The organism is Nostoc sp., from assembly GCF_036917675.1.
In the GTDB taxonomy this organism is placed as follows: domain Bacteria; phylum Cyanobacteriota; class Cyanobacteriia; order Cyanobacteriales; family Nostocaceae; genus Nostoc.
In genome coordinates this window covers 43,798-58,549 of the sequence record NZ_JBALCT010000073.1, presented here as the reverse complement: position 1 = coordinate 58,549, position 14,752 = coordinate 43,798, and the positions used below count along the sequence as shown (strand labels likewise).

The 14,752-nt window shown below is 41.6% G+C and carries 8 protein-coding genes; 1 reads left to right on the top strand and 7 read right to left on the bottom strand.

Annotated features, from left to right (window positions below; all coding sequences use genetic code 11):
• Window positions 1-200 precede the first annotated feature (200 nt).
• From V7K31_RS28865 to ppsA, 7 genes are all read right to left on the bottom strand, one after another.
• Entirely contained in the window at window positions 201-1,364 is a 1,164-nt protein-coding gene (locus V7K31_RS28865) for a hybrid sensor histidine kinase/response regulator (protein WP_335099372.1), read from the bottom strand.
• An 841-nt stretch (window positions 1,365-2,205) separates the two neighbouring features.
• Window positions 2,206-2,652 carry a response regulator gene (locus tag V7K31_RS28860; protein ID WP_335099369.1) on the bottom strand — a complete coding sequence of 149 codons (447 nt, stop codon included), beginning with the start codon at window positions 2,650-2,652 and terminating at the stop codon, window positions 2,206-2,208.
• Window positions 2,597-4,897, bottom strand: coding sequence for an ATP-binding protein (locus tag V7K31_RS28855; protein ID WP_442941403.1), 2,301 nt, complete (start codon window positions 4,895-4,897; stop codon window positions 2,597-2,599). Before V7K31_RS28855 ends, V7K31_RS28860 begins: the two co-directional genes overlap by 56 nt.
• Before the next feature lie 409 nt (window positions 4,898-5,306).
• Window positions 5,307-6,845, bottom strand: a complete 1,539-nt coding sequence (locus V7K31_RS28850) for a dolichyl-phosphate-mannose--protein mannosyltransferase (RefSeq protein ID WP_335099366.1) — start codon at window positions 6,843-6,845, stop codon at window positions 5,307-5,309.
• Window positions 6,846-7,089: 244 nt separating this feature from the next.
• Complete coding sequence (locus V7K31_RS28845) at window positions 7,090-7,449, bottom strand: XisI protein (protein WP_335099364.1); 360 nt, start codon at window positions 7,447-7,449, stop codon at window positions 7,090-7,092.
• Complete coding sequence (locus V7K31_RS28840) at window positions 7,419-7,856, bottom strand: XisH family protein (RefSeq protein WP_335099361.1); 438 nt, start codon at window positions 7,854-7,856, stop codon at window positions 7,419-7,421. The genes V7K31_RS28845 and V7K31_RS28840 overlap by 31 nt, the downstream gene beginning before the upstream one ends.
• A 26-nt stretch (window positions 7,857-7,882) precedes the next feature.
• On the bottom strand, window positions 7,883-11,542 hold the full coding sequence (ppsA, locus tag V7K31_RS28835) for a phosphoenolpyruvate synthase (RefSeq protein ID WP_335099359.1): 3,660 nt from the start codon (window positions 11,540-11,542) through the stop codon (window positions 7,883-7,885).
• 1,000 nt (window positions 11,543-12,542) lie between these two features.
• On the opposite strand from ppsA, the gene V7K31_RS28830 reads away from it, so the two are divergent.
• Window positions 12,543-14,165 (top strand): outer membrane protein assembly factor BamB family protein, encoded by a 1,623-nt coding sequence (locus tag V7K31_RS28830; protein ID WP_335099357.1) that lies wholly within the window; start codon window positions 12,543-12,545, stop codon window positions 14,163-14,165.
• Window positions 14,166-14,752: the final 587 nt, after the last annotated feature.

Sequence of the window (14,752 nt, the reverse complement as noted above, 5' to 3'; positions counted from 1 at the left end):
ATCAACTTGGATTTATCTCTGCCTAAGAGGATATTTGTCAAGTCTTAAAGTCCACTAAAAAACCCCGCTTCCATTCCTCTCCCCGTCAGGGTTGAGAGGCTTTGAAATCTCCATTAGCTTGTAGTGAAGGGCGACTAGGGGGGTTAGGTTTGGGAGCTTTTGGTATTAAGTAATAATACTTTAAAACATCCTCTAACAGCTTAAATTCTGAGCAAAGGGAGGGTGACAGTAAATGTAGTGCCCACTCCAACTTGACTATTAACTACAATTTCGCCTCCGTGTGCTTCGACAGACTTTTTGGCGATCGCTAGCCCCAAGCCGGTACCAGGAATGCTTCCAACATTGTCCGCACGTTGGAAAGGCTGAAACAGTTGCTTTTGGTCTTCTTGAGGAATGCCAATTCCCCAATCTTGAATTCGGAAAATTACTGTTTTTTCCTCACCAATTAGTTCAAAGCGCACTATTCCGTCCGGTAGTGAATATTTAATAGCATTGGTAAGTAAATTGCTCAAAATGTGCCGCAGCAAGCTTTTATCCCATAATCCTTCGCCTAATTGCCCAAAACTGGCAAACACTAAAGTCAGATGTTTCTCGCTTGCCATTAATCGAACTTCTTCGACCAGTTGGCGGCAAAAAGCTTCTAAATCTAAGCGGATCGGATGAGTTCGCAATCTACCAGAATCAGCTTTACCGATAAATGAAACTTCATCTAATAGCTGACCCATATTTTTGATCGCCGAGCGAATCATTTGCAAATGATTCAGTTTTTTCTCTTTGGTCAAATTTTCGTCATAGTTTTGTAGCAATCCAGCAGCCAAGAGAATAGTATTTAGGGGATTGCGGATGTCATGGGAGAACATTGAGACAAATTCAGATTTGAACTGGTTGAGTTCATTGGCTTTCACCAGTTCAGCAGTTCGTTCTTCAACCCGGCTCTGTAACGCTTCATTGACTGTGCGTAATGATTCTAAAAGCTGCTTGCGCTCGATCGCATAACGCAAGGAGCGAACCAATACATCTGGATTTACCTGGCGCTTGACTAGATAATCTTGTGCCCCCTGTCGCACTGCCTCAATTGCCAGTTCTTCGTCATTTAGATTAGTTAGGACAACAATTGCTATACCTGGGGCTTGATCAATCACAGGAGGCAGAGATGACAATCCTTCGCTGTCAGGTAGATTTAAATCTAACAAAATAACATCATAATTACACTGAGTTAGTTCCTGAAGTGCTTCCCCCAATCGATTCACATGAACCAAAGTAAACCCTTGGGAGTGGGTTTGCATCAAAAATTCTTCTAACAACCTAGCATAAGCTAGGTTATCCTCAATTAACAAGATTTTTACTGAGTAGCTTACAACCATAATCTTCGGGTTTCACCCCTGGAAATTTTTGAGTGCTGAGTTATGTCATGTCCGCTTAATTACTTATTAAACCTCACCCTACCTCCGGCTTCCCTCTCCTTACTAAAAAGAGGGATTGAGGGTGAGGTTTGATCTTATATTTAATTACGCCTACCTACTTACATCTAGTTGACATATCTAAATTTATATCTAAATTTAATTAAAGTCTTGTGGGGTGGGCAGCGCTCAGTCGAACGCTGCCCACCCCACAAGATGCATAATTTATTTCTTGGAAATCCCTTATAAACCAATACGCTTGGTTTAAGGATAATTGTAGGTTGGTTTGAACGAAGTGAAACCCAACATTAAACATGATTTCTTCGCTAAGGAATGCGGTTTATACAGAAAAGCCTGTGCATAGTTTTATACTATTGTACAGGCTTGTCTATTATTTGACAGCAGATTGCAACAAGCGCCTCTGTACAGATTATTGTAAAGGCACAACAATAGACCTCTTGCATAAATCAATAAATTTGAACCCCACCCCGCCAAAGCTACGCTTGTCTCCCCTCCTGCTTGCGGGGCTACAGTGTACGTACAAGTGCTTTCTGAACGGCAATTTTCGGGTTAAGTCTCATAGCCCCTGAGATACCTCACCCTGGTTTTACGTAGTAAAACCTGTCCCTCTCCTTATTAACGAGAGGGATTAAAGATAGGACTCTTTGAGGTTTTAGAGGACTTTTGGGTAATCGGATAACTGGCTGGGCGTGGGGTGTTAGGGACTTTTGCAAGAGGTCTAATGTTGTGCCCCTACCTCTGTACCTCATTTACCTGAAAAACGCTGTATATGCTTAGGACAAGCTCACTTCGATGGTAGCGTCACAGTCGAGAGCCAAAAATCTTCAATACTCTTGACGATTTGGAATAGCTGATTAAGATTGCGGGATTTAGTGATATAGCAATTTACATGCAAGTTGTAGCTTTCAAAAATATCATCCTCATTTTTTGAGGTTGTTAAGACAACGACTGGAATACGTTTTAGTGCTGGGTCAGTTTTAATTTCCGCCAGCACTTCTCTACCATCTTTCTTGGGCAAATTCAAATCCAGGAGGATGAGATCAGGGCGCGGTGCATTAATATATTCGCCTTCTTGGCGTAAATAAGCCATAGCATCTATGCCATCCTTAACCGTTACTACCTCGTGTGGCACTAAGCTATTTTTCAAGGCTTCTTGAATTAAGCGAATGTCAGCTTTATTGTCCTCGACCAAAAAGATAGTTTTGTGTTTTTCTCCTGTTTCTGTGCTCAAGTTCACGTCCTCCAACTGGAATTGTAAAGTAGAAGGTTGCGCCTTCACCTAGTTTTGATTCTACCCAGATCCGTCCCCGGTGGCATTCGACAATCTTTTTACATATTGCTAAACCGATACCTGTACCGATATACTCATCCCGTGTATGTAGGCGCTGAAAGATCACGAAAATGCGATCGCTAAATTGTGGGTCAATGCCAATCCCATTATCACGAACTGAGAACAGCCATGCATCTTCTATCCTTTGTGCCCCCACATGGATTTGTAGCGGCTGGTGACTGTGGAACTTAATGGCGTTACCGATCAGATTTTGGAATAGCTGCATCAGTTGGGTGCTGTCAGCCATCACGGTTGGTAAGGCATCGTGGGTGATCGTCGCCCCAATTTCATTAATCCGTTGACGCAAATTGCCCAGCGCCTGATTTAAGGCTGTCTCTACTTCGGTCATTTGAAATGCGATCGCTTGCATATCCACTTTTGAGTATGCCAGCACGTCATCAATTAATGTCTGCATTAGGGTAACTCCCTCCACAGCATAGCTGATAAATTCCTGAGCATCTTTGTCGAGTTTTTCACGATAGCGCATCTCCAATAGTTGCACGTAATTCACAACTTGATTAAGAGGTTCTTGCAAGTCATGGGAGGCGACGTAGGCAAACTTTTTCAGGTCGGCGTTAGAACGTTCTAAATCCTGGGCTAACTGGGCAAGTTCATCAGCTTGACGCAGCACAATATTCACAATTACTTTCCGCAATTCCAGTGCTGCTTTTACTTCTATATCTTTCCAAGGTAAAGACGTTAAGCGGACGGTTTCTTTCCACAGTTCAAATGATTTGCGTGGACATAAACGGACATTTCCTTGGGACTGCCTAACTTCAAACGCCTGGTTAGGATCGCCACCCCAATTTACAGTTTGAATTACTTCCGGTCGGAACCACAAAATATAATTCCGTTTGGCGATGGGAATAGCTAATAAACCGCTAGCAACGTTTTTAAACCTTTCGGCATCTGGGTAAATCTGCGGCAAAGAATCTGTATGGAATACTTCTTCCTCAACGTTATTCTTCAGCCATTGGACTAAAAAATTCAGGTCTTCTTCTTTAGGCGTTTCACCAACTATCCGATAATTCCCCCCAAAATACACGGCTGCGCCTTGAGCGTTAGCCAAATCTAGAAAATGCTGCGGGTTTTTAACTAAACCATTAATAAAGTTTTCATCTTGAGACATATCTTCTATCAAGAGTGATTGAAGATATATCATATTTATCCGGCGATCGTGGTCTTCTGTCTCTTCTCTAGCTGAGATTTCAGCAAATATCAATCGCCCCAAAAATTCGCAAGCTTTACGCAATTCGTAGGAAATATATTTAGGGGACTGATGATGAAAAGCAATTAGCCCCCAGAGTTTTTGGTCTTTAATTAAAGAGATAGTAAGCGTTGCACCAACACCCATATTATGCAAGTACTCCATATGACAAGGAGCAGCATTTCTGAGAATAGAGTTGCTTAAATCAATCGGGCGATCGTTAATTGGATTATTGACAGGAAAAACTTTTACTGGCTCAGAAGAAGAATCCGGTATGATTCTGATCGAATTGGTAACAAATAAATTTCTCGCTAGTTTGGGAATATCTGATTCTGGGTAATGCAGTCCTAAGTATGGTTCTAGGCTTTCTAGTTTTTCTTCAGCGACAACGGAACCATGTCCATCATCATCAAATTTATATAGCATTACCCTATCAAATTCCGTTATTTTCCGAACTTCTTGAACGATAACTTGACAAAACTCATGAAGATTTGATGTTTTTTCTAGTTTATTTATGGAGGCTCTAGCTAGATGATAAAAGTTTAAAAATGGAATATTTCCCTCAGTAATAGCAGGTTCTAATTCCATAATTAAAAATCCCTCTTGATTGCGGTGAAATACTGCATCAAATACTATGTAGTTATCACCTTCTTTTCGCACCCAAACTTTGGTGGAATTGATGAAATCAATATTTAACCCGGATAGCCCTGCTTTAATTCTATCTATTTGGAATGGGTCGAGTAAATCTTCTAGTTTTGTTTGCACCATATTTTCGTGAGCAATTCCGAAAATATTTAATGTATTAGTGCTAACTTGTAATATTTTTAGCTCAGGCTCCTCTAAGACTAACAGGACACCATGAGGCTGAATTTGACTAGAAAGATGAATCGATGCCTCTTTCAAGCTAATTAAATTAATATCTGGCAATTTTAAGTTCATTTTGATGATCACCCTCCTCTATTGTTTGGGAGCATCAAAACTAGATTATCTATAAGAACGGAGAATGATAAATGTAAAAATTTTATAATTTCTCATTCATTATTTTTACTTAATATCTAATTCACCATGCCCTGGTGTTGCTTTTTGCAGCTTTATTTTCATCTGCTTCCGCTTTTAAGAGTTTAACAGTAAATAACGCACATACTAATAAGAAATGTGAAAGCCATGTACTTAGACAAATCTATATTATATGTAGTTATGTTAAGTTAATAAATAAGTTAGGAGAGACGCGATTAATCGCGTCTGTACAAGAGTTTGGAGTTATTAGACCTGTCCACAAATAAAGCTCTCATTTTCGGGTGAATCTATTATTCTTCCCATGCCCCATGCCCAATGCCTTATCATTTAATCAAATCCAAGAGTTGAACCACATTCGCAGCTTATAACCGTTAGGGGAGAGGGGTAAACCCAAATAAATGGGCATCCAGAAAATAAAAGCAACCAGAATGATAAAAGTAATAGTGACACCTACCGCCCGGAGTTGTTGATGATAACTGCGAAGACACTGATCAACAAACCAAGCGATCGCTAAAAATACAAACACCACTGCACACATATAATGGTAGATAAAAGCGCACCTCGTCACTTCCACCCAAGGTAATAAGTTAGCAAGATAATTAATCACTAAATACAAGGCAATCCAAGTATCAACAGTAAGAGTTGCAGGTACAGAAAAACGCTTTTTCTTCACATAAGAAATTACTAATTGTGACACCAGCATCCCAACTAAAAACAACATGGCAGCAATACCAAACCACCACAGAAATGGATTGCCCATTGCATGGACATCATAAACAACTTGCCCAGCACCAGCAGGCAAAGGTGGCCCCATCACAGGTAACGGTTCGGTGATACTTTCAGCCGTTTGATAATAATATGCCATTGGCCGAGTCATCAAAGGCCATTTGTACCAAGCAGCACAGTAAGGATGCACATTAGGACTATTGCCACCTAAACTTAAGTGAAACTTCAAAATCTCTTGATGTACTGCAATAAATCCATACCTTTTATCTAGCTGAAGATGAGGAATCCAAATAATGCTGTAGATAAAAGCTGGGATAATTCCTAGATAAAACAGCATCTGAAAAATGTTTAGCTGAGTCAAGTTTTGTAGTGGCGTCTGAGATGAGGAATATGAGGGAGAATAAGTATTAACTCCTGTCTCCTGACTTCTGCCTTCTGACTCCTGACTTCTGCCTTCTGACTCCTTCAATGAGGGGGATGTAAAAAAGAGTTTTGGGTTAGGAAAAGAATGTATCAAATGAATTACCCAAGCTGCTATCCAAATCAGATAGGCACCTGACAGAAACCATAAACCATTCCATTTAGTACCGACTGACGCACCAAAAGTAATGCCAGCAAAAATTAAATAAAAAGAACGTCTCCGATTTTGATTATCTAATGCTAATAATAAAAACCAATGTCCTAACAAACCAAAAATGACGATATAAACATTACTTAAAGCATAGCGAGACTCAACTAGAAAGATGCCATCACAAGCTGTGAACAAACCTGCAAGTATTGCAAAGCTACGGCGATAACTCAATTGATAAGCGATCGCAGCTACAACTAAGGGAATAAATGAGCCTGTGAGGGCATTTAACCAACGATAAGTCCAAGGCGATCGCAATGAACCTGTCAGCCCATTTACCGTATCATGCCAAAAAGGAATGTGACTACCAATCCAAATGCCGATACCAATTATATATTGACTTAGCGGTGGATGAGCATTAAAAAATGGCGTATGCGTGAGATAATTATTACCGAATTTAGCAAAGTAAACTTCATCAAATACCAGAGTGTTGAATCGCTCCAATCCCCAAAACCGTAAGGCAAGTGAGAGAAGAAATACACACACCATCCCAATTTGAAACCACTTTTTAGTCATTTGTCATTTGTCATTTGTCATTTGTCATTGGGCATTGGGCATTGGGCATTGGGCATTGATTAATAATGGGAGCATCTCAATGAGTGTAAAAAGCCTTGTAAAACCTCACCCCAACCCTCTCCTTAGTAAGGAGAGGGAGCAAGAATCTAGTTTCTCTTCTGGTATATTTGCAAAACTGAGATACTTCCTTAATAATTCTTCTTCCCCTACTCCCTACTCCCTACTCCCCACTCCCCATTCTCTACTATGCGATCGCAAATTCTGAATTTTTCCGCAGTTCTTCAGACCGAAATCCCAATACAATCCGATCCTTCGGCACACCTGCCCTCACTAGTTCCGTTGCTAGCCCCTCTTCAGTGCCATCACGTTGAATCCAAATTTTGCCATCAATAATATCAATGTGAATCAAACAGCCGTGAACGCGACGCGTTGCAGTTGGAGAGAGTTCTAGCACTGGTTCTCGACCAAGAATCATTACCAAATATCGATCCTGTTCTTTATCAAAGATAGTTTCATGCTGAATATTGCCATAAGAGTAAGGAATCTTTGTGTGTTCAGTAAGAATGCTGCAAATTAGCTGCCTGTATTGCTCCAAATTACCCATCGGACAATAACCTCTTGCTTTGGATTAAAAACAATCAGAGGAATTTTGTAGTCTTCCAATATAAGTTTACCAAGCGGCTCTTCCTCAAAAATATCAGTAAAAACATCCTCATGAACAGCAATATACAAAATCCTATCTGGATAATTGCGGGACATTACAGCAAGGTAAGTAAAGTACTGACCAATTGCCTGTTCGAGGTCTGCTACTTCCGAGTCACCACTGAAGGTCTTGATTTCAACAGCAATCTTCTGTGTTCCTTTTTCTGCTATGAGCAACTTTTCGGCTGCCAAATCAACGTACAGATCCTTTTTTCCCCACTTTAGATGAAAGGGATCGTCGGTAATCGTCCAGCCATCTTTAATTAAGGCATTCTTCAAGTTTTCGTGGTAACGGTCTTTAGCTGGCATAAATTACTCGAATTACGAATTACGAATTACGAATTACCCTCAACTTTTGCGACTTCTAGCATCGTCTTTAAAACCGAATCTGGATTCAGACTAATGGAGTCAATTCCTTGTTCAACTAAAAACTGGGCAAATTCTGGGTAATCGCTAGGTGCTTGTCCACAAATGCCGATTTTGCGATCGCATTTTTTCGCCGCTTCTATGGCCATTTTCACCATTCGCTTCACAGCTGGACTGCGTTCATCAAATAACCGCGCTACCAATGCCGAATCCCTATCTATCCCTAGTGTCAGCTGAGTTAGATCATTGGAACCAATGGAGAAGCCATCAAATACCTCAGCAAATTCCTCAGCCAAAATAACATTACTGGGCAACTCACACATCACATAAACCTGCAAGTCGTTAACAGCTTGCTTTAAACCATTTTTTGCCATCTCTGCCAAAACTAAACGCCCTTCATCGGGAGTGCGACAAAAAGGAATCATCGCAATCACATTCATCAAACCCATTTCTTCCCGTACCCGTTTGATGGCATGACACTCTAAGGCAAAAGCTTCTCTGTAACCTTCATCATAGTAACGCGCCGCTCCTCGCCAACCCAGCATTGGGTTTTCTTCATGGGGTTCAAACTGTCGCCCACCTAGCAAATTGGCATATTCATTACTTTTGAAATCTGACATTCTTACAATTACTGGTTTGGGATAAAAAGCCGCCGCAATTCTACCTATGCCTTGAGCTAATTTATCTACAAAATACTGGGGTTTATCGTCGTAAAGTCCAGTAATCTCAGCAATTTTAGCTTTCACAAATTCATCTTTTAACAAGTGATAGTGAATCAACGCCATTGGATGAATTTGGATTTGATTAGCGATGATAAATTCTGTCCGTGCTAAACCTACGCCATCGTTGGGAATTGCCGATAAACTTAATGCTTCTTGGGGATTACCCACATTCATTAAAATTTGAGTGCGGGTGCGGGGTAAGTTCTCTAAAGGAACTTCTTGAACCTCAAAAGGTAATAAGCCTGCATAAACTTTTCCTTCTTCCCCTTCAGCGCAAGAAATTGTTACCTCTTGACCAGGTTTCAAAATTTCTGTAGCATTGCCACATCCCACGATCGCAGGTACACCCAATTCTCGCGCAATAATTGCTGCATGACAATTACAGACAATCACTGGTGTATATTTGCTGGTAAATACAACATAGTTATGATGTTCGGCAACTGTAATATTGAACACATCATCATGAGTCTCTTCATCCACTCCAACCACCCGATGCATCCGAATATCACCTGCAAGTAGGTGATTAAATTTGCCAATTTTATATAGTTGTTTGTCAGAAATCAGGAAATTATTATCTCTTCTGAGTTTTATCTGTCCTGTGGCATTTTCATCAAATAGTTGTTTGGTAGCAAAGAAGCGTGTTTGTATTACTCTATCGCTAACTTTACCTTTAACTCTATTGGTAAACTGCAATATTTCTACTAATTTCTCAACCAACTGTACATTGTGTATTCCTCTATTTTTCGTCACTTGAGGAACAGTACCTATTTTTAAACAAGCTACAATTACAGCTTGTAATAAAAGTTCTTCTGACACATATATATGAATACGATTATTAAAGTAACAGCCATCTCCATCAATTACACCTGCTAGGAAATTATAAGCAACTTCCAAAGAGTTGTTGAGCAATATACTAACAATATTTTGCTCTTTGTCGTACAAATCGTAGGCTATTTGTTTAGAGTAGAGTCTGTAAGCTGTTGCTTGACCTACTACTAATTGACCTCTTATATACCCAGAAGACGGATTTTTTGGATATGCGACAAATGGTTTATTGTAAAGTGTAGACACGCATTCGTGCATAGCAGCGATAAATTCCTGCTTTGGCAAAGTATCCTTTTGGATAAACTGTACCTCTCCATGAGTACGGCGTTTGTAAATTGACCCATCTGTGAGAATACCCCCTAAGAAGTAAGCCATCTTGATGTTTTCTTTTTGAGGGACATCTAACTGCGGGATATTTTCTGCTATCACCACCATTTCTTGGGCTGCAAGCATATCTTGAATTTCAGTTTTTAGATATTCGCCATCTCTAATATTAATCATTTTGTGATCTGGAGTCAGGCGCAAGCAGTTGTCAGTAACTCTGCCTGTTTGAGAGACACTAACATTAATCATTTTTGATTGTCTTTTCATCGAATCAAGAATTGGTTGCCACTCTATTTTATTCGTCTGGGTATTTAATGATAGAGTTAGCAAACCTTGATAACCTTGCTCATAAATCTCACGCAAGGTCATAAAACCTTTATTGGTTAAAACCTTTGTTTTTCCATCAAAGCAGGTGCGCCCCCCTGAGTTGGTGACAATTGCACTGGCGCGTTTCATAATTGGTTCCCAATCGGGATCAGTTCTTTCTGTCACCAAAACTTCCCCGGCTTTAAACTGTCCAAGTTTCTGAACATCTAAAATTAGGCGTGCTTTTCCTTGACTAATAGCTTCTCCAATCGCCCGCCCAGTAATTAGAGGTGTTGGGGATTGGGAAGATTTTTCCCCAGTCCCTAGTCCCCAGTTTCCAGTTTCCAATAACAACCGATAACTCCGCAATATATTTCCCGTCTTCTGCGACTGCACGGTTTCGGGACGCGCTTGCACAATAAAAAGTTGGTTAGTAATTCCATCTTTTGCCCACTCAATATCCATTGGAGTGGAAATGCCGTGGACTTGGGAATAATGGTCTTCAATTAAACACGCCCAAGTTGCTAGTTGTAAAATCTCTTGATCGCTCAGGGCGAATTTGCCTCTTTCACTGGCCGGAACAGCCACATTTTTCGTAAATTTGGAGCCGTCATCATAAATCATTTTTAGTTCTTTACTGCCCAATTTTTTATCGATAATTGGGCGGAAACCTGCTTTTAAAGTCGGTTTAAAAACATAGTATTCATCGGGATTTACAGACCCCTGGACAACGTTTTCACCTAAACCGTAAGCGGCTGTAATCAGTGCCGCATCCTTAAATCCGGTTTCTGTGTCAATGGAGAACATCACCCCAGAGGTTGCTAAGTCAGAGCGCACCATTTTTTGCACGCCCACAGCTAAAGCAATGCTAAAATGGTCAAATCCCTTGGTGTGGCGATAAGAAATGGCGCGATCGGTAAATAGGGAAGCAAAGCATTTATGACAAGCTGCTAAAACTCCTTCGGCACCGACAACGTTGAGGTAAGTTTCCTGCTGTCCGGCAAAACTCGCATCGGGTAAGTCTTCGGCGGTGGCACTAGAACGGACTGCCACATCTGTCTCTGCGTTGTATCGTTCACAAAGACTATGGTAAGCTGTAGCGATCGCCTCTCGCAATTCTACAGAAAATGGGGTGTGGATTAATAGCGATCGCGCTTTTTTGCCTCGTTCTCGTAAATTTTTGACATCTTCAACATCCAAGTCTGCAAAGAGTGCGCGTAGCTTTGCTTCTAACCCTGCTGATTGGATGAAATAACGATAAGCGTAAGCAGTGGTAGCAAATCCGCCGGGAACATTAATGCCTTTGGGCGTTAGCTGTTGAATCATTTCCCCTAGTGAGGCATTTTTACCACCAACTACAGGGATATCAGCAATACCAACTTCATCAAACCAGAGAATGAGCGATCGCTCTTTGGAAAATTGAGATAAAGTGCTTGTTGATACTGTCGCCATAAATATTACCTTTTAAGTTTATACTGAATTTGTCAGTGTATAACTGTCAGTATATTTTGCCCATATTCGATTTTAGATTTTTAATCTTGTCGCATGATTTTATATTTGGCGATAAAATGCAAAGCTATGTGAATAACAATTAACAATTATTCACGTTAACGGAGAGGAACGGCTTTTGCATAGCATAAATCTTTCTTGAGGTATTTTAGGGGCTGCGCGATCGCTCCTAGCATTTACTGAGAACAACTTACTAATCACCAGTTGTCACCACTTCAGGAGGCGTCACCCTGAATGCAGAAGCTGTCTTAACGAACATCACGATATTTCTAAGGAACATCACGATATCTCTAATGAACATCACGATATTCCTAATGAACATCACGATATCTCTAATGAACATCACGATATTTCTAAGGAACATCACGATATCTCTAATGAACATCACGATATCTCTAATGAACATCACGATATCTCTAATGAACATCACGATATCTCTAATGAACATCACGATATCTCTAATGAACATCCAGTACCCTGGTTTACCTCACCCTCAATCCCTCTCCTTATAAACGAGAGGGAAGCTAGAGACAGGATGAAGTTTTGGATTTTATTTACAGCAGTTTTCAAGTATTTGAACCACATCTTTCGTAGCGGCACAGCAATGATCATACGTGTCAACTTAACGTAAAAGCCAGTCTATAACTAGCTTTTAGATTGTCTCGTTCCCAGTCTCCGACTGGGAATGCCGTTCTAGAGGCTCCGCTTCCCTTGCTGACGGTAGAGCCGCAATTGAAACGATCCCATTTAATTTGTCACTGTACACCAGGTGCGAGATATCAGTTATCTACTTACTTGCTTTATGGTAGGCTATCAGCAATTATGGCTTTTTTCGCAAAAGTATAACAGAGCCATAACAGATTGTCTTTAGTACTAGTAGTGGAACTTGCTAATGGTGACTAAAAGTTATTCGTTTTGCCTTCGAGCAGTTGGAGTTGTTACAATGGCATTGATACTGGTCGTGCCAACGATTGTTAGTCGTGCTAATGATAGGCAGTGGAAGTGGAATGGCGAGTGGAAGTGGGATGGCGAGTGGAAGTTGGGTGGTCAGAACTTAAAGAATACCCGCAATCAAGCGACTGAGAGATATCTCAAACCAGAGAACGTAGCTTCCTTGTCCCCCAAATGGGTTTTTACTACAGGTGGTGAGATATCAGCGACACCGGCGGTTGTAGATGGAGCTATATACCTGCCTGACTGGGCTGGAAACTTGTTCAAGATCGATGCACAGACGGGTGCCCAGATTTGGTCAAATACTATCGCCAACTACATCAGTGACCCAAGTATCCTAAAAGCGAGTTCGGGCACACCTTACTCAATTATCCCAACAGCGATGTCGCGCACAAGTCCAGCCGTCAAGGGGAACAAAGTGATTATCGGCAGCCAGGGTGGTGCCTACCTGATGGCAATTAACAAAGATACGGGCAAGCTAATCTGGAAGACAAAACTTGACTCTCATCCAAGCGCCGTCATCACTCAGTCGCCAGCGATTTATAGGAACCGTGTATACGTTGGGGTTGCCTCACTGGAGGAGGGAAACCCTTTCGGAAATCCAAATTACCAATGCTGCACCTTCCGTGGCAGCATGGCATCAGTCGATTTGACCACCGGAAAGATATTGTGGAAGACCTACACCGTACCGGATAACGGTGGCCAACCGGGTGGCTACTCAGGCGTAGGAGTGTGGGGCAGTACACCAGCAATCGACCCCAAGCGAAAGTCAGTATATATTGCAACAGGTAATAACTACGAGGTGCCCCAGACGGCAAAAGATTGCATCGCCAAGCTCTCTTCGCCAACGCCGAGCGATCAGTCGCAATGCCTCGCTCCCAACAATTATATTGACGCGATCGTGGCACTTGATCTCGATACCGGCGCGATTAAGTGGTCGAATAAGCTGGAGGGGTACGATACGTGGAATATTACCTGCCAGTTTGGCCTTGCGCGCAATTGCCCTGACCCCAAAGGAGAGGATTATGATTTCGCCCAGGGGCCGATGCTCTTTACCGTTAAAAATGCTGGACAACCGCGCGACTTAATCGGCGCTGGGCAGAAGAGCGGCGTTTTTTGGGCGCTTGACCGGGATAACGGTCAAGTCGTCTGGAGCCAAATCGTTGGTCCTGGTGGCACAACAGGTGGAATCCAGTGGGGTTCAGCCACAGATGGTCAACAAATTTATGTCGCCATCTCAAACTCTCAATCCAAGGAGTATAAGCTACAACCATCGGGTAAGACTACCAAAGGTGGGTCATGGAGTGCGCTCGACGCAGCGACTGGCAAGATTATCTGGCAAATTGCGGACCCAGCAGGTGCGAAGGATCAGGCTCCAATGACGGTAGCGAATGGAGTAGTGTATGCTGGATCCCTGGCATCAGGGCAAAACTCAAATAATATGTATGCATTGGATGCAAAGACTGGTAAAATTCTCTGGGATTTTAACAGCGGGGGGTCAGTGGTTGCAGGTGCCGCGGTGGTTAATGGTACGGTGTATTGGGGCTCCGGCTACAGCCACTACGGACTAGGCGTGTTTAATAATAAACTATACGCATTCACAGTCTCCAAATAGAGATGCGTTATTACTAAACAAGTAATTAGGACTTACGCATTGACAGAGAAGCCAAAGTAACAGGTATAGTTTTCAAGGCTTATAGCTAGATTTTTCAATGATACAGCAGAATTCAGGAGCAAAGCCGGAGACGCTTTGCCGAGGCGTCAGAATTCAGAATTATAATAGGCTCTGTGCCTAGCTTTGAGGCTTAGATGGTGTACTTCACTAACTTGAAATCTGCTGTATTTTAGCGATCGCAACCAATCAAAAATGATTAATAAAAGCCTGAAACAACGTATTTACGTTTATCCATAAGATGGTTATTTTGTATACTGCGTAAGACCTAATTAGATCATGTCCGCTAGATTACCCCTAATAAAAGAACCCCACCTCGGCAAAGCTACAGTTTGTCTCCCCTCCCGAAGAGCGGGGAGGGGCTGGGGGTGGGGTGCAATGACTGTGGGAATCATAACAAAATTACTCAAGTATCTAACTACTACACTATGGCGCACACTGCGGTAGAATACGCTTCTTTATGTATTTTTTGTTACTTATTATTTATAAATAATGAAGAGTGAAGAATCAAAATTTTAATTCTTCACTCT

Excerpts from the sequence above, each read along its gene's own strand:
- ppsA (WP_335099359.1), bottom strand. The coding sequence starts at position 11,542 with ATGGCGACAGTATCAACAAGCACTTTATCTCAATTTTCCAAAGAGCGA.
- V7K31_RS28830 (WP_335099357.1), top strand. The coding sequence starts at position 12,543 with ATGGCATTGATACTGGTCGTGCCAACGATTGTTAGTCGTGCTAATGAT.
- V7K31_RS28850 (WP_335099366.1), bottom strand. The coding sequence starts at position 6,845 with ATGACTAAAAAGTGGTTTCAAATTGGGATGGTGTGTGTATTTCTTCTC.
- V7K31_RS28840 (WP_335099361.1), bottom strand. The coding sequence starts at position 7,856 with ATGCCAGCTAAAGACCGTTACCACGAAAACTTGAAGAATGCCTTAATT.
- V7K31_RS28845 (WP_335099364.1), bottom strand. The coding sequence starts at position 7,449 with ATGGGTAATTTGGAGCAATACAGGCAGCTAATTTGCAGCATTCTTACT.
- V7K31_RS28855 (WP_442941403.1), bottom strand. The coding sequence starts at position 4,897 with ATGAACTTAAAATTGCCAGATATTAATTTAATTAGCTTGAAAGAGGCA.
- V7K31_RS28865 (WP_335099372.1), bottom strand. The coding sequence starts at position 1,364 with ATGGTTGTAAGCTACTCAGTAAAAATCTTGTTAATTGAGGATAACCTA.